Below are 22,413 nucleotides of genomic sequence, written 5' to 3'. Positions count from 1 at the left end.
ATCATGATGCCATTCACCTACAATGGCCTGCCGTCCCGGGTCATCTTCGGCCAGGGGACCCTGGCCCGGGTGGCGGAAGAGGTCCAGGCGCTGGGCTGCCAACGGGTGCTGGTGCTTTCCACGCCCCAGCAGGAAGGCCAGGCACGCCAGGTGCTGGACCAGCTCGGTGAACTGGGGGCCGATGTCTTCGCCGGGGCCCGCATGCATACCCCGGTGGAGACCACCGAGGAGGCGATGCGCGTGCTGGCCTCGCTGGGCGCCGACGGCGTCGTGGCCATCGGGGGCGGGTCCACCATCGGGCTCGGCAAGGCGATCGCCCTGCGTGCCGACCTGCCTCAGATCGTGATTCCCACCACCTACGCCGGTTCCGAGATGACGCCGATCCTCGGGGAGACGAAGGACGGCCTCAAGACCACCCAGCGGACCCTCAAGGTACTGCCCGAGACGGTCATCTATGACGTCGACCTGACGCTCGGGCTGCCCGTGGGCATGTCGGGCACCAGCGGCATCAATGCCATCGCGCATGCCGTGGAGGCCCTCTATGCCAAGGATCGTAACCCGATCGTCTCGATGATGGCGGAGGAGGGGATCGCGGCCCTGGCGCGCAGCCTGCCGACGATCGCCGGCACCCCAGAAGACGTCGACGCGCGCTCCGACGCGCTCTATGGCGCCTGGCTGTGCGGCGCCTGTCTCGGCTCGGTGGGGATGTCGCTGCATCACAAGCTCTGCCACACCCTGGGTGGCTCCTTCGACCTGCCCCATGCCGAGACCCACACCATCGTGCTGCCCCATGCCGTGGCCTACAACGCCGAGGCCGCCCCGGAGGCGATGGCGCGCATCGCCCGGGCGCTGGGCGCGGAGGATGCCGCCGCGGGGCTTTACGACCTGGCGCGGTCCGTGGGGGCCCCCCTCGCCCTGCGTGATATCGGCCTCAAGGAGGGCGACATCGACCGGGCCACGGAGATCGCCACCGCCAACCCCTACTGGAATCCCCGCGAGATCGAGGCCAAGGGCATCCACCGGCTGCTGGACGATGCCTATGCCGGCCGTCGTCCCGAAACCCTGGAGGCCACCGACGCATGAAGACCTTGCTGACCAATGCCACCGTGCTGACCCTCGACCCGGACATCGGGGACCTGACCTCGGGCCAGGTCCTGGTGGAAGACGACCGCATCCTGGCCGTGGGGCATGACCTGTCCGCCGAGGGTGCCGAGGTCGTCGACTGTCGCGGCGGCATCCTCATCCCGGGGCTGGTCAATGCCCACATGCATACCTGGCAGACGGCCCTGCGCGGGGTCGCCGCCAACTGGACGCTGCTCGAATACTTCGGTCACGTGCATCGCGGCCTGGCGACGCTGTTCACCCCCGAGGACATCCATGTCGCGACCCGCCTGGGCGCACTGAACCAGCTCAACTGCGGTGCCACCACCCTGGGCGACTGGTGTCATAACAACCCCACGCCGGCGCATACCGATGCCGCCGTCAGGGGGCTGCAGGAGTCGGGCATCCGCGCCGTCTTCTTCCACGGCTCTCCCAAGCCGGACCCCAAGCCCGGCCAGCCCCACTTCAGCGAGATTCCCCATCCCCGCAGCGAAGTCGAGAGACTGCTGGCCGGGCCGTTGGCGGATCGGCAGGGGCGCGTGACCCTGGGTCTCGCGATCCTGGGCCCGCACTACTCGACCCTCGACGTCTCCCTGCACGACTTCGAGCTCGCCAAGGAGTTCGGCCTGGTGGCCTCCATGCACCAGGGCGGCGGCCAGGCCGTGAGTCCCGGGGGCTGGGACGTCATCGAGGAGCGCGGACTGCTGGGGCCGGACATCAACATCGTGCACGGCCAGAGCCTGGATGATGGTCAGCTGGCCCGCTTCTGCGCGCAGGGCGTGACCTTCTCCATCGCTCCCGAGAACGAGATGACCCAGGGGCACGGCTTCCCGATCACCGGCCATGTCCGCCGCCATGGCGGCGTCGTGTCGCTGGGGGTGGATCTCGAGTCGGTGATCTCGGGCGACATGTTCGCCGTGGCGCGCGCGGCCCTGGGCATGCAGCGCTCGCTGGACAACGACGCCTCGCGCCGGGAGCAGGGCACCATCCCCGCCACCTCGACCATCCGCACCCGCGAGGCGCTGGAGTGGATCACCCTCCACGGCGCTCGCGCCCTCGGGCTCGAGGACCGCATCGGCAGTCTCACGCCCGGCAAGCAGGCCGACATCGTGCTGCTGGACAGCAACCTGCTCAACATGCAGCCGGTCAGCGACCCGGTGTCCAGCGTCGTCATGCAGGCGAGTCTCGCCAACGTCGACAGCGTCATGGTGGCGGGGGAGTTCCACAAGCGACACGGTCGGCTGCTGGCCGATGTCGCCGATGGCCTGAGCGAGCTGGAGGCGTCCGGCCATCGCATCTACGCCGAGCTGCAGAAACGGCAACAACACGAGGAGACAGCCCAATGACAACCACACACAAGGTGGCCTGGGTGGGACTGGGCAAGCTCGGCCTGCCCATGGCGGCCCGCATCGCCGCCGCGGGGCACGCGGTGCAGGGGTTCGACCTCAGCGCCGAGCGCATGGCCCTGGCCGAGCAGGCCGGCATCGTCGTCCACCAGGACCTGGCCTCCGCCGTCGACGGCTGCTCCCTGGTCCTGGTCTCGATTCCCGATGACCGGGCCCTGCTGGGGCTCTGCCTGGGGGCCGGGGAGCTGATCGCTCACATGGCGCCCGGCGCCACGCTGATCGAGACCAGCACCGTGAGCATCGAGGCCTCCGCGCAGGTGGCCCGGGCCACCGAGGCGCGGGGCATCGCCTACCTGCGAAGCCCGGTCTCGGGCAACCCGGTCGCCGCCGAGGCCGGCACCCTGTCGGCCATGGTCTCCGGCCCGCGGGAGGCCCTGGAGGCGGCCGTTCCGGTCATGCAGAGCTTCACCAAGGCCCAGTACTGGCTGGGCGACGAGGAGCAGGGTCGCTACGCCAAGCTGGCGATCAACCTGATGATCGCGGTCAGCGCCGGGATGCTGGGCGAGTCCCTGACCCTGGCCCGCAAGGGCAACATCGGTTGGGACGACATGCTCGAGCTGGTCGCCGACAGCGCGGTGGGCTCGCCGATGGTCCAGTACAAGGTGCCGCCCCTGCGCGAGCGGGACTTCACCTCGACGTTCTCTGCCGCCCAGATGGCCAAGGATCTCGACCTGATTCTCGGCTGTGCCCATGGCGCCGGCGTGCCGGTGCCCCTCGCCGCGCAGATGCGCGAGGCCTACACCTCGCTGATCGGCACGGGGCACGGTGAGGACGACTACATCGCCACCGTCCATCACACCGAGCGCCTCTCTGGGCTGTCGGCCATCGAGCCCACAAAGGGGTAATGCCATGCGCAACCTGAATGCAGAGAACATCACCGACGCCGTGATCGAGGAGTTCTCCGGGTGTCAGGATGAGCGACTGAAGACCATCCTGAACGGCCTGGTGAGCCACCTGCACGCCTTCCTCCGCGAGGTGGAGCCCACCGAGAAGGAGTGGACCCAGGCCATCGACTTCCTGACCCGGACCGGCCAGATGTGCGACGATGAGCGCCAGGAGTTCATCCTGCTCTCCGATACCCTGGGCGTGACGATGCTGGTCGACGCCATCAATCACCATACGTCGGACCCGATGGTGTCGGAAAGCACGGTGCTGGGCCCCTTCTATGTCGCCGACCCGCCCGAGGTCGCCCAGGGCGAGTCCATCGACTGGAACGTCGAGGGAGAGCCCTTCTTCGTGGAGGGGCGGGTCCACGACCAACGCGGCGAGCCACTGGCCAATGTCGTCGTCGACGTCTGGCAGTCGGACAGTGAAGGCTTCTATGACGTCCAGAAGGAGCTCGAGAGTGCCTCGCTGCGGGCCCGGTTCACCACCGACGATCAGGGGCGATACGCCTTCTGGACGGTGACTCCCTCGCCCTATCCGATCCCCACCGACGGCCCCGTGGGCAAGATGCTGGAGATCACCGGACGCCATCCCTACCGGCCCGCCCACGTGCACTTCATGCTGATGGCCGAGGGCTACGAGACCCTGGTGACCCAGGTCTTCGCCGAGGACGACCCCTATCTGGACTCCGATGCCGTGTTCGGCGTCAAGGATTCCCTGGTCAAGGAGTATGAGTTGCTGCCGCCAGGAAAGGCACCGGATGGACGGTCGATGGAAGTGCCCTACCGCCATCTGACATACGACTTCGGCCTGAAGGCGAGTCGCTAGTCGCATCGCAACAAGACGAAACCATCCATTACCAGAAAGAGGAACGCTAGATGACTGTCATTGACAACCATGCGGTCGAGACCCTGTTCACCGAGGCACGCACCCACAATGTGTGGACGGATCAGGATGTCAGCGAGGAAAAGCTGCGCGAGCTGTATCGACTGATGCATTTCGGCCCGACCTCCATGAACTGCCAGCCCCTTCGCGTGATCTTCCTGAAGAGCCAGGAAGCCAAGGAAAGGCTCAAGCCGGCCCTGCTTCCCGGTAACCAGGAGAAGACCATGAAGGCGCCGGTGGTGGCCGTGCTGGGCTACGACACGAAATTCTACGAGCATCTGCCGCGCATGTTCTCCCACAACAAGGATGCCAAGTCGCTGTTCGAGGGCAAGACCGACTTCATCAATACCACGGCCTTTCGCAACAGCTCCATCCAGGGGGGCTACTTCATCCTGGCCGCTCGCGCGCTGGGACTGAATGCCGGGCCGATGTCCGGCTTCAACAACGCGGCCGTGGATGAGGAGTTCTTCCCCGATGGCCAGGTGAAGAGCAACTTCCTCTGCAACCTGGGATACGGCGATGCCTCGGCGCTCTTCCCGCGCCAGGATCGTTTCGAGTTCGATGAGGTCTGCCAGGTCCTCTGACAGGTCCGACCGGCGGCCGCCTCGTTGATCCGGTGCGGCCGCCGGACTCTGCATGTTCTTTGGATGTGGGCCGTGTTCGCACGGCCCTTTTTCATTTCCTCCGGAAAGCACGAGGCGTCACATGGTGTATGACTGGCAGTTCATTGTCCTGATGGTCGTGGCGGTACTGATCACCGGCATCTCGAAGTCGGGGTTCGCCGGGGGCGTCGGGGTGGTGGCCGTCCCCCTGATCTCGCTGAAGGCGAGCCCGACCTTCGCCGTGGCCGTCATGCTGCCGCTGTTGATCGTCATGGATGTCTTCAGCCTGCGGGCCTGGTGGCGACATCGTGCCGGCTCGCTGCTGTGGCTGATGTTCCCCCCGGCGATACTGGGCGTCGCCGTCGGCTATCTGACCTACGGGCTCTTCGATGATGACCTGCTCAAGGTGCTGCTGGGCATCTTCTCGATCCTGTTCGGCCTGTGGGGCCTGTTCAAGCCCTTCCGTGGTCGCGTGATGCCGGGCTGGATCGGCGGACTCTGTGGCGGGATCGCCGGTTTCACCAGCTTCATCGCCCATGCCGGGGGCCCGCCGCTGAACTTCTACCTGCTGCAGTGCCGGCTCTCCAAGGAACAGTTCCTGGGCACCGCCGTGGTCTTCCTGGCCGCCACCAACCTCGTCAAGCTGGTGCCCTATGGGCTGCTCGGCCTGCTCAGCGTCGAGAACCTGACGGTGGCCCTGCTGATGATCCCCGTCGCCTGGCTCGGGGTCCGCCTGGGGCTCGTCATCCAGAAGCGTCTGAGCGGGGAGTTGTTCTTTCGGGTCATTCTCACCCTGCTGATCCTGCTGGGCATTCGGCTGATCGTCGATGGTGCCGGGTAACAGTTGCTCGGCAGGCTAGTCGAGGGGTACTTTGGATATCGATTCCATCGAGGTCCTCGAGGTGAGAATGATCGACGATCAGTGTGTGCAGTACCCGGAGGGACCCTACGACACGCTGCCCCAGACTCCCATGTCGAAGCTCTCGAACACGGAGCTTGCGCGGTTCATCGATTTCATCGAGCAGCTCGAGGAGGAAACCGAGCAGGCGCTCTCCATGACCCATGGGTATCGGGAGATGCGCATGATGATCCACATCATGCGCAACCACTTGGCGGGACGACTCACGACGCCCACCTCGCTGGCCGATGCCTCCAGCCTGTCCTATGGCACGGCCAAGCGCGGCATCGAGAGCCTCCTCAAGCGGGGGCTGCTGCTGTCGCGTCCCCGGACCAAGTCGGGCAAGACGGTGTCCCTCCACCCGTCTGCGGCGCTGATCGACGAGTGGGAAGCCTATGCCCTCCGGATCAAGTCCCTGCTGGGTGACACCTTCGGGGTGGAGGCGGGCGCCGGCCCGGACAGTCGCATCCTGCTGGGAAAGGTCGACGAGACTTCCGCCGTCATCCCGCCGCCCGCCGTGCTCTCCCAGCGCCTCGAGCTGAGAGGGGGACTGCGCGTCCTGGTCCATGCCGACCCGACCTTCATGGCCATGCACAACCTCAAGCGGCAGCTGGAGGCGGTCTTCGGGGTGGAGATCAAGAACAAGGCGAAGTCGATCGACGGGCTACGCGCGGAGATCCTCTCCAACGCTTGCCTGCCCAACTCCCGGTACGATGTCATCGCCTGTGACCTCCCCTGGTTCGGGGAGCTGGCATCCCAGGACATGCTGCTGCCGCTGGACCGCCTGCTGGCGCGGGACGGCCATGACCTGTCCGATTTCCACCCCATGGCCATCCAGAGCTCGCAGTATGCCGGCAGGCAGTACGGCATTCCGGTCCAGACGACGCCGGAGCTGCTGTGCTATCGAAAGGATATCTTCGAGCGGGAACACCTGGCGCCCCCGACGACCACCGAGGAACTGATCAAGGTCGCCAGGCGACTGCATGATCCCGGCAAGGGGCGCTACGGCATCGCCTGGAACGCCGCCAGGGGAACGCCGCTGGGCCATACGTTCACCTTCCTGATGGCGAAGTTCGGCCAGCCGATCATGAACCTTCGGCGCACCCGGAACGGCTATGACTTCCAGCACGTGTCAGGCGAGGAGTATCGGCCGATGTTCCAGACGGATGCGGCCTTTCGCGCCTGTGAATACATGCTGGATATCCTGAAATATTCGCCGCCGAACATCCTCAACATGGCCTGGTACGAGCGTGCCAGGTCCTATGCCTCGGGTGAGTCCTGCATGGCCTACAGTTACACGCTGCTGGCCCCCCTGTTCGAGCTCAACCAGACGTCGCCTGCCTGGGGCAATACCGGGTACCTGCCCCACCCGGTCGGTAACCATGGTGCCCCGATCACCCCGATCGGCGGCTATGCGCTGGCCATTCCGGCCAACCTCTCCGAGGCACGCATCGAAGCCGCCTGGAGCGCCCTGAAGACGCTGACCTCGGCCGGCCTGTCGAAGCTCTATGTCATGAACGGGAGCCTGGTCACCCCGCGCTTCAGTGTCAGTCGCGACCCGGAGGTATCTTCGCTTTCACCGCTCATCGGCGTGGTGGACGAGATGGCGCGGAAGGACATCCTGCAGGCCTGGCCACGCCCCCCGGTGCCGGGGATCACGGAGCTGATCGGCATTGCCGGGCACGAGATATTCGAGGTGCTCGACGGGCGCCGCTCCATCAAGAAGGCCCTGTCCATTGCGCAGGACAGGGCCGATCGATTGATGCGCGACAGGGAATACTACTGAGCCACCCGCCGGGAGGCCGGTGGCCTCACTGCATGATCATGCCGCCGTCGATCATCAGCAGCTGGCCGGTCATGTAGTCCGACTCCTGGCTGGCCAGGAAGGAGGCGGTACCGACCACGTCCTCCGGGTAGGAGTAGCGCTTCATCAGGATCATCTTCTCGGCGAGCTCGTCCATGGACTGGCCTTGCTTGTCGAACTTGCCGATGCTGACGAGGTCCTTGTCCAGCTGCTCCCACAGCTCGGTGCGAACGACGCCCGGGCCATAGCCGTTGACGGTGATGTTGTGGTCCACCAGCGCCTTGGCGCCGCCGTTGATCATCGCCAGCACGGCGTGCTTGCTGCAGGAGTAGGGCACCACATCATCGAAGGCCTGGCGGGACAGGATGGAGCCGACATTGATGATCTTGTAGGGACCGTTCTCCTTGCCCTGGTCGATCATCTGCCTGGCGGCTTCCTGCATCCCGATCAGGCAACCCAGGGCATTGACGTCCATGATCTGGTGCCAGTTTTCTTCCGTGATGTCCATGAACATCAGTGGCTTGTTGATGCCGGCGTTGTTGACCATGACGTTGAGGCTGCCGAAGGCATCGACGGTGGCCTTGACGGCCGCCTTCATCTGGTCACGCTCGGTAACGTTGAGCTTCACGGCGATGGCATTGCCACCCTTCTCCTTGATGCGTGCCACGACCTCATTGCACCCGTCGGTGTTGAGATCGGCCACGCACACATTGGCACCCTGTGCCGCATAGTGTTCGGCAACGGCGGCACCCATGCCCCGCGCGGCGCCTGTGATCAGGCAGTTCTTTCCTGCAAGTCGAGTCTTGTCCATCGTGTCACCTCGGAAATCTTGTTGTGGGTCTCTCCATACCACCGCTGACCTGGTGGCCCGTATCTCTTGGCGCATGGAGCCGGTGTCTACAAGGAGTCCTCCACGGCGAGCTTTCGCGTGAGCGGTGCGCTGTGTGTCCTTGCTGCCCCGTATTGTCTGCAGGCCGGTCCGGCAATGACAGTTGCCGCCATGGCCAATCTGACCAGATTGGATTTTTCAGGGGGCACCGGGCGATGTTCGTCATGCTGACTGAACAGAGGAACGCTGCATTGCCGCCGGGGGAGAAACGGACAGCAGCCAGGCTGCCAGGGTGTCGGGCCGCCAGAGTCCGGTAATGGTCCCAGGCGAGGTGTCAGCTTGCTGATAGCGGGTATCAGACCGGCAGCAGGCCGAATTGCGTCAGCAGCCAGATCATCAGGCTGATGGTCACGAAGGAGGCGAGGGTGCTGACCATCAGGCCCGCGGCGCTGGTGTCGCCCTGGCCATACTGCTTACCGAACAGCGGGTAGACGCTGATCATGGGGGCGCTGGCGAACAGCATGCCGCCGGCGATCAGCAGCGGGTCCGGGTGGGGCAGCAACAGGAAGAGGCCCAGCACGGACAGGGGGTGAAGGAACAGCTTGCCCAGTACCACCTGGCTGACATCCATGGCCATGCCACGCACCTTGAGGCCATGGAGCATGCCGCCGATGGTGAACAGTGCCGCGGGGCCCGCCGCGTCGGCCAGCATGCTGACAGCCTGGGATAGCGGGCCCGGCAGCCTCAGACCGGTCAGGGCGAGGAGGATGCCGATCAACAGTCCGATCAGCACCGGGTTGCGTGTCAGGCGAGCAAGGGTCTGGCGCGCCACCTGCCCGACTCCATTGCCGTTCTGGCGGCTGGCCTCGGCAAGTATCAGCGCCGTAGGGATGATGATCAGTGTCTCCACCACCATGTTGAGCGCCATGAAGATAGCCGCCGGAGGGCCGATCGCCATCATCGCCACGGGATAACCGATAAAGCCGCTATTTGAGGCCGACATCCCAAGGGCGTGGATGGCGCCGGCATCAAGGGTCTTGCCACGCACCCCCACGGAGATCGCCAGTCCCAGCAGGAACGCCGCCAGCGAACCCAGCACATAGGCGAGCAGGTAGGTCGGGTTGAATACCTCCGACAGCGGGTGGTCGGTCAAGGCGCGGATGATCAGCGATGGCAGGGCCAGGTACATGACGAAGGTGCCCACGCCCTGCATGTTGTCGCGGCTCAAAAGGCCGGTGCGCGCCGCGGTGTAACCAGCACCTATCAGCAGGAATATCGGCAGCGTGATCGCCAGGATCTCAAGCACTTGGCCGTCCTTGGATTGCAGGTGGGGTCAGCTGACGCTGGCGCGAATCTGGCGAGCCTTTTCCTGCAGCAGTGGCAGGTACTGGCGGACCAGGGTGTCGTAATCGATACGAGCAGCATTGGTACTGATGTTGATAGCGCCCAGCAGCCGGCCGTTGGCATCGAAGGCCGGCACGGCCACCGAGCGCAACCCGGAGTCGAGCTCCTGGTCGGCGATGGCGTAGCCCTGCTGGCGCACCTCGAGGATGCAGCGCTTGAGCTCGGCCTTGTCGGTGATGGTCTTGTTGGTATGTGGCTCGAGGACCACCCGCGCCAGGAAAGCGTCGAGCTCGGCCTCCGGCAGCTGGGCCAGCAATACCCGCCCCATGGAGGTATGGGCCGCGGGCAGGCGCGTCCCCACGGAGAGGGTGATGGCCATCAGCCGGTGGCGTGAGGAGGAGCGCGCCACATAGGTGACGTCGTCGCCGTCCAGCATGCCCAGCGATGAGGACTCGCCACATTCGGTGGTGATGTCCTCGAGGATCTGCTGGACCACGCTGCGATAGTTGTTGGCCGAGAGGAACGCATAGCCGAGGTTCAGCACCTTGGGGGCCAGCTCGAAGTGGCGCTGCTGCTTGCGGACATAGCCCAGGGCATGCAGGGTCAGCAGGAAGCGTCGCGCCCGGGCACGGTTCATGCCAGTGCGCGCAGCCACCTCGCTGAGTGTCATGCGCGTGTGGGCCTCGTCGAAGGCCAGGATGACCTCGAGGCCGCTGGCCAGTGCGGTCACGAAGTCACGATCGTCGGGGCTCAGGGCCTCGTCCTGCAGGGACGTTTCCATCCGTCGTTGTCCTTGGTCGTGTTGCCGGAAAACCTGGGGCTAATCTAGCATATTTGTTCGAAATGCGAACATGTGTGCGACCATAGGGGAAGCCCCCTGGCCTACGCCTCATGCTACTACCGGAGAGACCTCCATGCCTGACGCCCTGATCCAGCACCCCTTCATGAGCCAGCAGGCGCTGGCCGAGTGCAATGCTCGAGCCATGGTCGACGCCATGCTGGCCTTCGAGCTGGCCCTGGCCGAGGTCTAGGAGGCCCACGGGGCTGGATGCCGCCGCCGGCGCCGCCGAGAAGCTGGCCCTGGACGTGTCACTGCTGAGCTAGACCGAGATCGGCGAGGTGGCCGAGCCGGTGGCTCCCGGCATGGGGGAGTCCTCATCGATGCCGCACAAGCGCAATCCGGTACGCTGCGCGCTGATCCGCGGATCGGCCCGCCAGGTGCATGGCCATGTCACGGTGATCCTCAATTCAGCGGCTCAGCCCCTTGAGCGGGGCCTGGGAGAGTGGCATGCCGAGTGGGCACCTATGCTCGACAGTGCCCTGCTGCTGGAAGGCGCGCTGGAGCAGACCGCGGTGCTGCTGGAAGGGCTGGCGGTGCAACCGGAGGCGATGCGGCGCAACCTGGCGGTGGCGGGCGGCGGCATCATGGCCGAGCCGGTCTCACGTCAGCTGGCCCCGGTCGTGGGCCAGAACGCCGCCAAGCGCATCATTGCCGAGGCCGCCGAAGCGGCACGCCTGACGGACCGTCCCTATGCCGAGGTCCTGATGGAGCACGAGGAGGTGGCGGGGCGTGTCGAGCGGGCGGGCCTCGAGCGGGCCAGTGATCCAGCCTTATACCTTGGTAGCAGTCGCGCCCAGGTAAAGCGTGCCATCGTCTGGTTAGAGGGCAAGTAATCAACTGCAAGTGAGACATTTGCGCGGGGTAAACGTGAGGGAGGCCTGGCCTCCCTTTTTCTTGCGCGCTCGGCAGGATTTGACGACCGAATTCGATGGGAGTAATTTGTTCGCCATACAAACCAATGTTCACATAACGAACTTAATTGGGCCGGCCGATGTCCTGTCGGTGGCCTTCGGAACGCAACAGCAAGAGGCGAACCATCATGGCCGAGTTTCTCAGCCTGCATGACGCGGTCGCGCGCTACGTCGAGGACGGCGCCACCGTGGCCATGGAAGGCTTTACCCACCTGATTCCCTTCGCCGCGGGTCACGAGGTGATCCGCCAGAAGAAGCGCGATCTGACCCTGGTTCGCATGACCCCCGACCTGATCTACGATCAACTGATCGGCGCGGGCTGCGCGAGGAAGGTGATCTTCTCCTGGGGTGGCAACCCGGGCGTGGGCTCCCTGCATCGCCTGCGCGACGCCGTGGAGAAGGGCTGGCCGCGCAAGATCGAGATCCTGGAGCACAGCCACGCCGCCATGGCCTGCGCCTTCGAGGCCGGGGCCGCCGGGCTGCCGCTGGCCGTGCTGCGCGGCTACGTGGGCAGTGAGCTTCCCAATGTCAACGATCAGATCAAGTTCATCGAGTGCCCCTTCACCGGCGAGCGCCTGGCGGCGGTGCCGGCGGTGCGTCCGGATGTCTCCATCGTCCATGCCCAGAAGGCCGACCGGGCCGGCAACGTGCTGGTGGAGGGCATCGTCGGCGTACAGAAGGAGGCTGTGCTGGCGGCGAGACAGAGCATCGTCACCGTCGAGGAAATCGTCGAGGACCTGACCGTCGAGTCAGACTACCATCCCAATACCTGCATCATCCCGGGCTGGGCCATCGATGCCATCGCCGTGGCCGAGAAGGGCGCGCTTCCCTCCTATGCCCACGGCTACTACCCGCGCGACAACCGCTTCTACAAGGAGTGGGATGCTATCGCCCGCGACCGCGACGCCTTCACCCGGTGGCTCGACGAGAACGTCTACAAAGCAGGAGGAGAGGCCTGATGAGCATCGAGTACACGTCTTCGGAGATGATGACCGTCACCGCCGCCCGGGCACTCGAAAACGGCATGACCTGCTTCGTCGGCATCGGCCTGCCCTCCGAGGCGGCCAACCTGGCGCGCCTGACCCATGCCCCCGACGTGGTGCTGATCTACGAGTCCGGCACCCTGCAGACCAAGCCGGAAGTGCTGCCGCTCTCCATCGGCGACGGCGAGCTCTGCGAGTCGGCCCTGACCACGGTCGCGGTGCCGGAGATGTTCCGCTACTGGCTGCAGGGTGGCAAGATCAGCGTGGGCTTCCTGGGCACCGCGCAGATCGACCGCTACGCCAACCTCAACACCACCCTGATCGGCGACTACCATGATCCCAAGGTTCGCCTGCCGGGCGGTGGCGGGGCGCCGGAGATCGCCACCAACGCGGGCGAGGTCTTCATCACCCTGAAGCACTCCAAGCGGGCCCTCGTGAAGGACGTGGACTTTGTCACCACCCTGGGCTTCGGTCGAGACGGCAAGGGCCGCGACGGTGTGCCGAACATCGGCAAGGGGCCTACTCGCGTCATCACGGACCTCTGCGTGATGAAGCCGGATCCCGAGACCAAGGAGCTCACGGTGGTCTCGCTGCATCCGGGCGTCAGCCGCGAGGACGTGGTCGAGGCCACCGGCTGGGAGATCCGTTTCGCCGGCGAGCTCGAGAGCACCCCAGAGCCCTCCGAGCGCGAGCTCGAAGTCCTGCGCGAGCTGAAGGCACGCACCGAACGCCAGCACGCCGGCGACTAACAGGAGATCCTCAATGAGCGACGTATTCCTCTGTCATCCGCGGCGCAGTGCCGTGGGCCGCTTCGGCGGCACCCTCTCCAGCGTGCGCCCCGACGACCTGGCGGCCAGCATCTACAAGGCGGTGCTGGCAGAGGCCCCGGGGCTCGATCCGGCGGCCATCGACGATGTCTTCATAGGCTGCGCCAACCAGGCCGGCGAGGACAACCGTAGCGTGGCGCGCATGTCGGCGCTGCTTGCCGGGCTTCCCACCTCGGTACCAGGCACCACCCTGAACCGCCTGTGCGGCTCCGGGATGGATGCTGTGGGCACAGCCTTCCGTGCCATCAAGGCCGGCGAGATGGAGCTGGCCCTGGCCGGCGGCGTGGAGTCCATGTCCCGCGCGCCCTTCGTGATGGGCAAGGCCGACAGCGCCTTCTCCCGCAGCCAGAAGATCGAGGACACCACCATCGGCTGGCGATTCATCAACCCGCTGATGAAGCAGGCCTATGGTGTGGACTCCATGCCCGAGACCGCCGAGAACGTGGCCGAGCAGTTCGCCATCGCCCGCGAGGACCAGGATGCCTTCGCCCTGCGCTCCCAGCAGAAGGCCGCGGCCGCACAAAATGCAGGGCGGTTCGCCGAGGAGATCACCGCCATCGAGATCCCTCGCCGCAAGCAGGACCCGCTGATCTTCGACCAGGACGAGCACCTGCGCGGGACCAGCCTGGAGAAGCTCGCGAGCCTGCCCACTCCCTTCCGCGAGGGTGGCAGCGTCACCGCCGGCAACGCCTCCGGGGTCAACGACGGCGCCGCGGCCATGCTGGTCGCTAGCGCCGCCGCCGTGCAGAAGCACGGCCTCACGCCCATGGCGAGGATCCTTGGCATGGCCACCGCCGGCGTCGAGCCGCGCATCATGGGGGTTGGCCCGGTGCCCGCGGTGAACAAGCTGCTCGAGCGCACCGGTGTGTCGCTCGACGAGATCGACGTTATCGAGCTCAACGAGGCCTTCGCCGCCCAGGCGCTCGCTTGCCTGCGTGACTTGGGCATCGCCGACGACGACCCACGGGTCAATCCCAACGGCGGTGCCATCGCGCTCGGTCATCCGCTGGGCATGTCCGGCGCGCGTCTGTTGCTGACCGCCGCCCATGAGCTGCAGAAGAGCGGCAAGCGCTATGCCCTGTGCACCATGTGCGTGGGCGTGGGGCAAGGCATCGCCACCCTGATCGAGCGGGCCTAGGCGATACCGCAGGACAGCATGTAAGCCGGCAGTCAGCACTCGCCGGCTTTTCTAGTTGCAACGAACGGAGAGACTGACATGGCATTTCTGACCATCCATGGCCGCAGCGTGGCCTATCGCCTGCTCGGCGCCGAGGACAATCCCCTGGTGATGCTGGCCCATCCGCTGGGCATGAGCCAGGCGGTGTGGGACGACGTCCTGCCCATGCTGCTGCCGCGTTACCGCGTGCTGACCTGGGACCTTCCCGGCCACGGCGCCAGCCAGGCCTGGGGCGAGGGGCCGATCACCCCGGCCGACCTGGCGGGCGAGGCCCTAGCGCTGGCCGACCATGCCGGTGCCGAGCGCTTCCACTTCGCCGGGACCTCCGTCGGCGGCGTGGTGGGCCAGCAGTTGTTGGCCGAGCACGGCGAGCGATTGCTCTCAGCCACCCTGACCAACACCGGAGCGGTGATCGGCAACGCCGAGCTGTGGAACACCCGCGCCAGGCGCGTGCGCCAGGAAGGCCTGGCGGCGATGTCCGAGGAGATCGTGCCCCGCTGGTTCGCCCCGGCCTGCTTCCAGGCCGAGCCGGCCCTCAAGGCCGGCTGGTGCACCCAGATGGGCCGTGGCGACGATGACGCCTACGCGCTGCTGTGCGAGATGCTGGGTCGCGATACCTTCACGGGGAAGCTCTCGGGGAAGGGTGTCAGGGTCCAGCTGTTCGGTGGCAGCGAGGACATGGCGACCCCGCCGGCGACGCTGGAGGCCCTGGCGGCCGAGTGTGACGGCGCGCCGCTGGAGATCTTCGAGGGCGTCGGCCACGTGCCCTCCGTGGAGGTGCCGAGCCTGTTCGCCGAGAAACTGCTGGCGGTGATGGCAGTTGACTTGGGATAGGTGGGCGCTAAAGGGGTGGGTTATGCCACTGGCCTCGAGACTCGAAAGCAGGTGCTGGGCGAGCAGCACGTGGCACGCTCCACCGAGAATGCCACCAGCCTGGATGCCCCTTCCAGCAGATGATCACCCGCCTGGCCTGGGGCGAGCTGTGGAGCAATGACGACCTGACACGTCGCGAGCGCAGCATGATCACGACCGGCATCCTGGCCGCGCTGGGCCGTGAGGAGCTGACCCTGCACCTCAAGACCGCCAAGCGTATCGGGCTGACTGAGGCGGAGCTGCGTCAGGTGCTGATGCATGTCGCCATCTATGGCGGCGTGCCGGCGGCCAACCATGCCTTCGCGCTGGCCAAGGAGCTGGGGTGGGGCAGGAAGACAGACTGATCGCGCTGCGGCTTGACCATTGATTCGGGCACTAAGATGGCTCCGTGATGGCGCGATACGAAGCCGGCCCGAGTGCCGGCTTCATTCGTTTCACATTGGGCCAGCAGGAGCAATCGCCACTGCAGGCAGGCAAGGAGGAGCAGGTTGAGCGGTGAGGCAGCGACGATGGGCGAGTCGGGACAATGGCGGCAGGTCATGCTGGTCTCCGGCCTGCTGCGGTGCCTCGGGCTCTACCTGTGCTTGACGGTGCTGGGGTTCAACGGCGCGAAGTGGCCATTTCCACCAGCCTGCCGGAGAGCTTCCTGGCGATGATGGCGGTCACCGTGAACATCGGACTGGGCATCGCCTTCGTGCAGGCGGCCATGCCGGTGCTGGCCAAGCTCTGGTCCCCGGAGCGCTTCGGCCGAATCATAGGCAGTCGAAGTGTGCCGATAAGTCTGGCGGAACTGAGAGCCCATGGTTTCGTATGAACGTTTTGAAACATGAAAGGAGTAGCGTCTTGAATCGCACAGTTTCTGTTGGTCAAGCCCCTGATTACGATCAGATCGTTCGGGTTGTTCAGCTGTATGTGGATGGCTTTCAAGGAGGGAGTGAAAAGCTCAGGGAAGCCTTCCATGAGGACGCCTGGATTTTTGCCATCGATGCCCAAGGGGCGTTGGGTAAGGGCCTTGTCAGCGACCGCTTCGAGCGATGGGCAACCAGCCACCGGCCGGTCAAGGGGCGCTTCATTGCGGTGACCCAGGCCGGAGATATCGCCAGTGTCCTGCTGGGGTTCGATAACACTGAGGACCTGTCGGATTCCTGGGTGGACGTGATCGCCCTGATGAAGAGCGAAGGGGTCTGGAAAATCACCAATAAGACCGCGGCTCATAGCAGTAGGGCTGCGTGGGCGAAACCGTAGTTGTGACGAATCGCCGGATTTCACGGAACCATGGCTAGATGTGTAACCCCTCCGGGCTGTTCACGGAAAGCCCCACCCGGCTGACAGGAGGCTGGCAGTCCAGGCGGGCATGCGGGCGGTGCCAGTTGTACTGATGAAGGCAGGCCCGGCAATCGAAAGGCATGCCGCTGGCTGAGCCAGCCGGTGCTATCAGGGTAAACGTAGCGGACATCGCACATTGCCGGTGGGCCGGTTTCTGGGGAAAAGGTCAGCTTTCCCGGCAAATGCGATGGACCCGAAAAAGCCCCGGCTTAAGGGCCGGGGCGCAAGGATCGAATACACAGTGGCTTGTACTGTAAAGCGCTATCGCAATGATGGCGGAGCAGGCCCCGCCATCGGGTCGGCTTAGAAGCTGTACATCACCATGCCCTGGATGCGGACGGCGTCACCCTCGTCGCCACCCTTGGTCTCACGGCTGGCCCAGCTGGTCTCGATGCCGTAGCTGATGCGCTCGGCCGGCGACCAGATATAGTTCAGGTAGACGGTCTCGTAGGTGTCGTCGGCGTCATCGTCATAGTAGTCGGCATCGTCCAAGTCGACGGTTGCCACGTTGTAGGAGGCGTTGATGGCGCCCGGGCCGGCCTTGAGGCTGGCACCGATGGTACCGCCGGTGCTCTCGAGGGTCTCGAGTTCACCATCGGCGGCCAGGTAGGCCGGAGAGGTCTGCGGGCTGACGTTCATGTAACCGCCGATGCCGTCGCCGTGGGTGACGCCGGCGCGCAGGGTCAGCGCCTCGGAGACGTCCATGGCGGCTTCCAGGGCCATGCCCCAGCCGAAGGTGGAGTCGTCATCCACTGTAGCGGTGGCGTCGCCTTCGGCATCGAACTCGAGCCTGCGCAGCACGGCGGACGCGGAGTACTTGAAGGGGCCGGAGGTGTCGGTATAGCGCGCGGTCAGGTCCGGCATGCTGCTCTTGGCGACATCCTCGCTGACCTGAGTGGCATCGACGGTATCTTCGGAGCCGCCACGGGTGTCCGGATCCTCGATGGCCACTGAGAAGTTGCCGGTGGTATAGCGCAACTGGGCTTGGCGGGCCTGGTCGGCGACGCCGGGAGGACCTGTGAAGTCGATGCTCGGGCTGCCGGCGACGAAGCCGTAGAAGTTGTTCCAGGTCTGGCCAGCCAGTATGCCGTTCCAGGAGCCGTAGGCGTGGCGCAGGCGGAAGGAGCCGCCGCCGCTGCCGTAGAAATCACCCTCGATCCGGGTCACCAGGTCGCTGCCAGAGACCGGCGTGGTGGTCTGGAAGCCGATACGGCTCTGGTAAGCATGCATGTTGAAATGGCCGTCCTGGCTGGGCTCGCCATCCAGGGCAATATTCTTATGGCCGATGGAGTTGCCCAGGTCAGCATCCACGTCGTAGATGATATCCAGTTTGGCATAGCCATAGACGCTGGCCTTGGTGTCACCCACCTCGAAATCGACGGCGTGTGAAGCGCTGGCCACGGCGAGAGCCAGGGCGCCGGCGGTAAAAATGGTGGCATGCTTTACGCTTTTTTGAATTGTCACTAGCGGTTCCTTTCTATGCGTGGCTGCCCTTGCAAGAGGGCAGATCAATTGTTGTGGTAACCTTGACGTAAACGTAATGTGTTCGCATGACGAACACGCGTTCGGCGTCAGAACGTACCATAACGACCTCGACCGCGGGTGACAATCGGCCTACCCTGGTTTACGACAAAAGGATGAGGAACCGTTCTGCCAGGTCTGCTCATGTCTTGCGTCCTGGCCACCCGGGCGGTGGCGCTCGTGCCCTTAAGCCAAAAGATCAGTGCTGGAACGGTAAGCTGTTATGTTATATCGCTGCTTCCGGAACTAAGCTTGAACGGGTGTCGAGGCAACTTCTGCTTCGCGGAGACGCGCCGAACCTTGAAGATACGGACGTCAAGCATCAGGGAATGCCCCATGACCCACCATCCCTCTAGTCAGACGGATATGCCGTCAGGCGAGGTTAGCCTCCATGAGCGCTGCCTGTCGCTGGGGCTTGATACAGCAGACCAGGAGTCCTTCGATACCATCATCCATCAACCCGGGCTGCGCAGGGGCGGGGCAAGCCCCACCCATGGGCGGCATTCACGTCGGCCACTGCCCCATCCTTACCACTCATCCAGATGCTCCGAGCGAGCACTCGGACGTCACGCGAGGTTCCCATGACCACTCCCTGCATCATCTGTGTCGCCATCACCGGCAGCGTGGGGCGCAAGGAAAACAACCCTGCCATCCCCGTCACCATCGAGGAGCAGATCGAGAGCACCCAGGCGGCCTTCGAGGCCGGCGCCACCATCGCCCACTGCCATGTGCGCAACGATGACCAGACGCCCACCTCCGATCCCGACAAGTTCGCCAAGCTGATGGAAGGCCTGAGGGCCCACTGCCCGGGCATGATCATCCAGCTCTCCACCGGTGGTCGCTCCGGGGCGGGAGAAGCGCGCGGCGGCATGCTGCCGCTCAAGCCCGACATGGCGAGCCTTTCGGTGGGCTCCAACAACTTCCCCAATCGGGTCTACGAGAACCCGCCCCAGCTGGTGGAGTGGCTCGCCGACGAGATGCTCAAGTACGACATCAAGCCCGAGATCGAGGCCTTCGACCTGTCGCACATCCACCAGGCGGTCAGTCTTTCCAAGCAGGGCAAGCTTAAGGCACCGCTCTACGTGCAGTTCGTGATGGGCGTCAAGAACGCCATGCCGGTGGACAAGCCGACCTTCGACTTCTACATCGAGACCCTGAACCGGATCGCGCCTGACGCCCAGTGGTGCGGCGCCGGTATCGGGCCCAACCAGATCGTGCTCAACGAGTGGTCCATTGCCGCGGGCGGCCACACCCGCACGGGGCTCGAGGACAACGTGCGCCTCGGCCGCGATACCCTGGCCCCCTCCAATGCGGCCCTGGTCGAGCGCACTGTGGCGCTGTGCGAGCAATACGAGCGGCCGGTGGCCACCTGGCAACAGGCCCGGGAGATCCTCAGTTTGCCCGTATGATGGAGCGTCATCCGAGGAGTTCGGTGCGCTGGACCTCACGCTCGATCGACGCCGGCAGTCGACTCTGGCCCGACAGGCACGGCACACAGCGAGTTTGGTCCGCATCAATCGAGGGTTCTTTCAGAGTGAGGCGTAAGGGCCCTCGGATTAACGGGGACTGCTCATGGGGCCACACGCCAATGAAACATCCCCGACGTCTTCCCGAGAACCTTGGTGGCGATATGCGTCTCGCTGGGCTGGCCCGCCAGGCCGTAGCAGACATGCAGCGGGAGTAGATGCTCCTCTCGAGGATGGCAGAAACGGGCGTGCGGGGCGCGCTCCCAGTGGATAAGGCGTTCGGCGCGTTCAGCCTCCTCGATCTCCGTCGAGGAGCAGGTCTCCTCGAGCCAGTCCTCGAACTCCTGGTTGCGGGCCTGGCTGTTCGGGGTGTTGGGGGCAAAGAACGCCTGCATGTTATGGAAGGAGAATCCGGACCCGATCACCATCAGGTCGTCGACGTCTAGCGCCTGCAGCGCCTTGCCGATGGCCAGGTGGGTCGCGGCATCCAGACTGCTGACCAGTGACAGCTGCACGCAGGGAATGTTCGCCTCCGGGTACATCAGTTTGAGCGGGACGAACAGCCCGTGGTCGAAGCCCCGCCGGTCATCGAGCCGTGCTGATATCCCGACCTTCTCCAGCGCCTGGTGGACCTGCCGCGCCAGGGCCGGCTCACCTGGACAGGGATACGCGATCTCGTAGGCTTCAGGCGGAAAGCCGTGGTAGTCATAGATCAGCGGCGGGTTGGCGCCTGAGGTGATGGTCGGGACCGACTCTTCCCAGTGGGCGCTGATGACCAGGATGGCAGACGGCCTGTGGAGCTGGCCCGCGATCTCCTGGAGCCGCTCCACCATCTCACGGTGGCCTGGATCCCCCAGCAGCGGCATCGGGCCGCCGCCATGGGAGATGAAGAGTATATCGGTGGGGGTGGTCATTCTTGTCGCTCCTGGGTTCACGGAAGATCTCGCTGGGCCCTGCCGGTACGATGCCGCCAGGATGCTATGCCTTGATCCGGCTAAGCGCAGTGCCCGAGAGTCGATGATGGCCGCGTCAGTATCAGGCTGGCGTGTTTCCGGTGACAGCGCCCTGTGCGGTCCGGCCACCCGCTAGGCGCGCCAGCAACAGGGTATCCAGCGAAAAGCGGCCGGCGCCCTGAAGCGTCAGGGCCGACGTGGCGGCAAACAGGGTCAAGGCGTACTCGTAACCGTTGTTGGACATGAACAGGCCGTTGCCGATATGCACCGCGAAAATGGCCACCAGCATGGTGAAGGCCGACACCAGTGCCGCCGGGCGGGTCAGCAGGCCCAGCACCAGCGCCAGCCCGCCGAAGAACTCGGCGCCACCGGCCAGCAGCGCCATCAGGGCGCCCGGCGCCAGGCCGATGCTCGCCAGCCACTGCCCGGTGCCTTCCAGGCCGTAGCCACCGAACCAGCCGAACAGCTTCTGCGCGCCATGTGCGGCCAGTATCAGCCCCACCGGCACCCGCAGGAGCAGTGCGGCCATTCCGGCGCGAGAATGGAGCAGGGTCTGTGTGAGCTTGGTATTCATCATCGTTACCTCGAATCTTTCTCTGTGGTGGTATCCCGAGGGCCCTTCCCCCAAGCGATGACGTCACTCTACTATCACCAAAAATAAAGACTAAGGTGCTAAATGTTGCCTAATAATAAATATTTTGTTGATAATTTGGGTGGTCAACGTCACTGGAGTCGCTGATGGACCGTATCGATGCCATGCGGGCCTTCATCACGGTCGTAAATGAAGGCGGCTTCACCCGCGCCGCCGAGCGCCTGGAGATGTCCCCACAACTCGTCAGCAAGTACGTCTCCCAGCTCGAGAAGTACCTGGGGGTGCGCCTGCTCAACCGCACCACGCGCAGGATCCACCTGACCGAAGCGGGCACCCGCTATCACCAGCGCGCCCAGCAGGTCCTTGCGGATATCGAGGACATGGAGCACCAGCTCGGCGACCTGCAGACACAGGCCCGGGGCCTGTTGCGGATCAGTGCCCCGGTGTCCTTCGCCACCCGCCATCTGGCACCGTTGCTGAGCGACTTTCAGCGTGCTCACCCCGCCGTCGGTATCGACCTGCAGTTGAACGACCGCAAGGTCGATATCGTCGAGGAGGGCTTCGATGTGGCGCTCCGGATTGGCCACCTGAAGAATTCATCACTGATCGCCAAGCGGGTCGCGCCGGTTCGCCTGGTGATGTGCGCTTCTCCTGACTACCTGGAACGGCATGGCACCCCCCAGCATCCGGAGGACCTCAGGGCGCATCGTTACCTGCACTACAGCTACATGGAGCAGGACGCCAGCGAGTCGCTCTTCAGATGGTTGCCTGACCGGGAGCCACACCATAGCGGCGAACTGATCAGCAACAATGGCGATGTGCTGGTCGAAGCGGCCATTGCCGGTGCTGGCATCGCCTTGCAGCCCACCTTCATCTCGGGCGACGCCATCAAGGAAGGAAATCTACGGATCATCCTGCCGGAGCACGAACCCAGGCCGATATCCCTCTACGCGGTGTATGCCCATCGCCAGTTGCTCGCGAGCAAGGTGCGGTGCTTCGTCGACTTCCTGGAGGGCTATTTCGGCGATCCGCCTTTCTGGGACAGGTTCGACTGACGTGGCATCAACTGCCGCCTTGCGAAGAAGATTCCCCCGGTCACTTCCATGAGGTTCTCTCGGCATGGCCGGATCATCGAGGGATAGTCATGGGTTGGGAGGAGTGCATTGACCGGCGCCAGGAGATCCTTCGC

The 22,413-nt window shown here is 64.9% G+C and carries 23 protein-coding genes and 1 pseudogene; 17 read left to right on the top strand and 7 right to left on the bottom strand.

Features of this window, described 5'->3' with window-relative positions:
* Window positions 1–3: 3 nt before the first annotated feature.
* The 7 genes from BOX17_RS06025 (at window position 4) to BOX17_RS05995 (ending at window position 7,563) form a co-directional block, all read left to right on the top strand.
* Entirely contained in the window at window positions 4–1,083 is a 1,080-nt protein-coding gene (locus BOX17_RS06025) for a maleylacetate reductase (RefSeq protein ID WP_071942704.1), read from the top strand.
* Window positions 1,080–2,447 (top strand): amidohydrolase family protein, encoded by a 1,368-nt coding sequence (locus tag BOX17_RS06020; RefSeq protein ID WP_071942702.1) that lies wholly within the window; start codon window positions 1,080–1,082, stop codon window positions 2,445–2,447. Before BOX17_RS06025 ends, BOX17_RS06020 begins: the two co-directional genes overlap by 4 nt.
* On the top strand, window positions 2,444–3,352 hold the full coding sequence (locus tag BOX17_RS06015; RefSeq protein ID WP_071942700.1) for an NAD(P)-dependent oxidoreductase: 909 nt from the start codon (window positions 2,444–2,446) through the stop codon (window positions 3,350–3,352). Before BOX17_RS06020 ends, BOX17_RS06015 begins: the two co-directional genes overlap by 4 nt.
* A 4-nt stretch (window positions 3,353–3,356) precedes the next feature.
* Window positions 3,357–4,220, top strand: a complete 864-nt coding sequence (locus tag BOX17_RS06010; RefSeq protein WP_071942698.1) for an intradiol ring-cleavage dioxygenase — start codon at window positions 3,357–3,359, stop codon at window positions 4,218–4,220.
* A gap of 50 nt (window positions 4,221–4,270) precedes the next feature.
* A complete protein-coding gene (locus BOX17_RS06005; protein WP_071942696.1) occupies window positions 4,271–4,861 on the top strand; it encodes a malonic semialdehyde reductase in 591 nt (196 codons plus the stop codon).
* Window positions 4,862–4,982: 121 nt separating this feature from the next.
* A complete protein-coding gene (locus BOX17_RS06000; RefSeq protein WP_071942694.1) occupies window positions 4,983–5,720 on the top strand; it encodes a sulfite exporter TauE/SafE family protein in 738 nt (245 codons plus the stop codon).
* Between the two features lie 67 nt (window positions 5,721–5,787).
* Window positions 5,788–7,563, top strand: coding sequence for an ABC transporter substrate-binding protein (locus tag BOX17_RS05995; protein WP_071946687.1), 1,776 nt, complete (start codon window positions 5,788–5,790; stop codon window positions 7,561–7,563).
* 25 nt (window positions 7,564–7,588) lie between these two features.
* Here BOX17_RS05995 and BOX17_RS05990 read toward each other — a convergent pair whose 3' ends face one another.
* From BOX17_RS05990 to BOX17_RS05980, 3 genes are all read right to left on the bottom strand, one after another.
* Window positions 7,589–8,392 carry an SDR family NAD(P)-dependent oxidoreductase gene (locus BOX17_RS05990; protein ID WP_071942692.1) on the bottom strand — a complete coding sequence of 268 codons (804 nt, stop codon included), beginning with the start codon at window positions 8,390–8,392 and terminating at the stop codon, window positions 7,589–7,591.
* A 373-nt stretch (window positions 8,393–8,765) separates the two neighbouring features.
* Entirely contained in the window at window positions 8,766–9,716 is a 951-nt protein-coding gene (locus tag BOX17_RS05985; protein ID WP_071942690.1) for an AEC family transporter, read from the bottom strand.
* Window positions 9,717–9,743: 27 nt separating this feature from the next.
* A complete protein-coding gene (locus BOX17_RS05980; protein WP_208858098.1) occupies window positions 9,744–10,535 on the bottom strand; it encodes an IclR family transcriptional regulator domain-containing protein in 792 nt (263 codons plus the stop codon).
* A 380-nt stretch (window positions 10,536–10,915) separates the two neighbouring features.
* On the opposite strand from BOX17_RS05980, the gene BOX17_RS05975 reads away from it, so the two are divergent.
* The 8 genes from BOX17_RS05975 to BOX17_RS05940 all read left to right on the top strand — a co-directional run bounded on the left by BOX17_RS05975 (window position 10,916) and on the right by BOX17_RS05940 (window position 16,611).
* Entirely contained in the window at window positions 10,916–11,428 is a 513-nt protein-coding gene (locus BOX17_RS05975) for a lyase family protein (protein ID WP_244272248.1), read from the top strand.
* A 206-nt stretch (window positions 11,429–11,634) separates the two neighbouring features.
* A complete protein-coding gene (locus BOX17_RS05970) occupies window positions 11,635–12,465 on the top strand; it encodes a CoA transferase subunit A (protein ID WP_071942688.1) in 831 nt (276 codons plus the stop codon).
* Window positions 12,465–13,238 (top strand): CoA-transferase subunit beta, encoded by a 774-nt coding sequence (locus BOX17_RS05965; protein WP_071942686.1) that lies wholly within the window; start codon window positions 12,465–12,467, stop codon window positions 13,236–13,238. The genes BOX17_RS05970 and BOX17_RS05965 overlap by 1 nt, the downstream gene beginning before the upstream one ends.
* A 13-nt stretch (window positions 13,239–13,251) precedes the next feature.
* Window positions 13,252–14,454, top strand: a complete 1,203-nt coding sequence (pcaF, locus tag BOX17_RS05960; RefSeq protein WP_071942685.1) for a 3-oxoadipyl-CoA thiolase — start codon at window positions 13,252–13,254, stop codon at window positions 14,452–14,454.
* A 78-nt stretch (window positions 14,455–14,532) separates the two neighbouring features.
* Window positions 14,533–15,327 (top strand): alpha/beta fold hydrolase, encoded by a 795-nt coding sequence (locus BOX17_RS05955; protein ID WP_071942683.1) that lies wholly within the window; start codon window positions 14,533–14,535, stop codon window positions 15,325–15,327.
* Between the two features lie 119 nt (window positions 15,328–15,446).
* Window positions 15,447–15,710, top strand: a complete 264-nt coding sequence (locus tag BOX17_RS17155) for a carboxymuconolactone decarboxylase family protein (protein WP_164508627.1) — start codon at window positions 15,447–15,449, stop codon at window positions 15,708–15,710.
* Between the two features lie 269 nt (window positions 15,711–15,979).
* Window positions 15,980–16,180, top strand: coding sequence for a hypothetical protein (locus tag BOX17_RS05945; RefSeq protein WP_071942681.1), 201 nt, complete (start codon window positions 15,980–15,982; stop codon window positions 16,178–16,180).
* A gap of 29 nt (window positions 16,181–16,209) precedes the next feature.
* Window positions 16,210–16,611, top strand: a complete 402-nt coding sequence (locus tag BOX17_RS05940; protein ID WP_071942679.1) for a nuclear transport factor 2 family protein — start codon at window positions 16,210–16,212, stop codon at window positions 16,609–16,611.
* A gap of 34 nt (window positions 16,612–16,645) precedes the next feature.
* Here BOX17_RS05940 and BOX17_RS17150 read toward each other — a convergent pair.
* Both BOX17_RS17150 and BOX17_RS05935 read right to left on the bottom strand, forming a co-directional pair.
* A pseudogene (locus BOX17_RS17150) lies at window positions 16,646–16,750 on the bottom strand (IS481 family transposase); the annotation flags it as partial.
* 245 nt (window positions 16,751–16,995) lie between these two features.
* The gene (locus BOX17_RS05935; RefSeq protein WP_125925531.1) at window positions 16,996–18,156 is read right to left on the bottom strand and encodes a DcaP family trimeric outer membrane transporter; all 1,161 of its coding nucleotides are present in this window, start codon (window positions 18,154–18,156) and stop codon (window positions 16,996–16,998) included.
* Window positions 18,157–18,794: 638 nt separating this feature from the next.
* On the opposite strand from BOX17_RS05935, the gene BOX17_RS05930 reads away from it, so the two are divergent.
* On the top strand, window positions 18,795–19,622 hold the full coding sequence (locus BOX17_RS05930; RefSeq protein ID WP_071942676.1) for a 3-oxoadipate:acetyl-CoA acetyltransferase: 828 nt from the start codon (window positions 18,795–18,797) through the stop codon (window positions 19,620–19,622).
* Between the two features lie 161 nt (window positions 19,623–19,783).
* Here BOX17_RS05930 and BOX17_RS05925 read toward each other — a convergent pair whose 3' ends face one another.
* Together BOX17_RS05925 and BOX17_RS05920 are read right to left on the bottom strand one after the other, a co-directional pair.
* Window positions 19,784–20,593 (bottom strand): DODA-type extradiol aromatic ring-opening family dioxygenase, encoded by an 810-nt coding sequence (locus BOX17_RS05925; RefSeq protein WP_071942674.1) that lies wholly within the window; start codon window positions 20,591–20,593, stop codon window positions 19,784–19,786.
* A 121-nt stretch (window positions 20,594–20,714) separates the two neighbouring features.
* The gene (locus tag BOX17_RS05920) at window positions 20,715–21,206 is read right to left on the bottom strand and encodes a DoxX family protein (protein WP_071946684.1); all 492 of its coding nucleotides are present in this window, start codon (window positions 21,204–21,206) and stop codon (window positions 20,715–20,717) included.
* Window positions 21,207–21,370: 164 nt separating this feature from the next.
* Here BOX17_RS05920 and BOX17_RS05915 point away from each other — a divergent pair, with 164 nt between their 5' ends.
* Complete coding sequence (locus tag BOX17_RS05915) at window positions 21,371–22,279, top strand: LysR family transcriptional regulator (protein WP_071942672.1); 909 nt, start codon at window positions 21,371–21,373, stop codon at window positions 22,277–22,279.
* The last annotated feature ends 134 nt before the right edge of the window (window positions 22,280–22,413 follow it).

The sequence above is a fragment of the Halomonas aestuarii genome, from assembly GCF_001886615.1.
GTDB lineage: Bacteria > Pseudomonadota > Gammaproteobacteria > Pseudomonadales > Halomonadaceae > Halomonas > Halomonas aestuarii.
The sequence above is the reverse complement of the archived record's forward strand: the minus strand, read 5'-3'. Positions and strand labels throughout refer to the sequence as shown.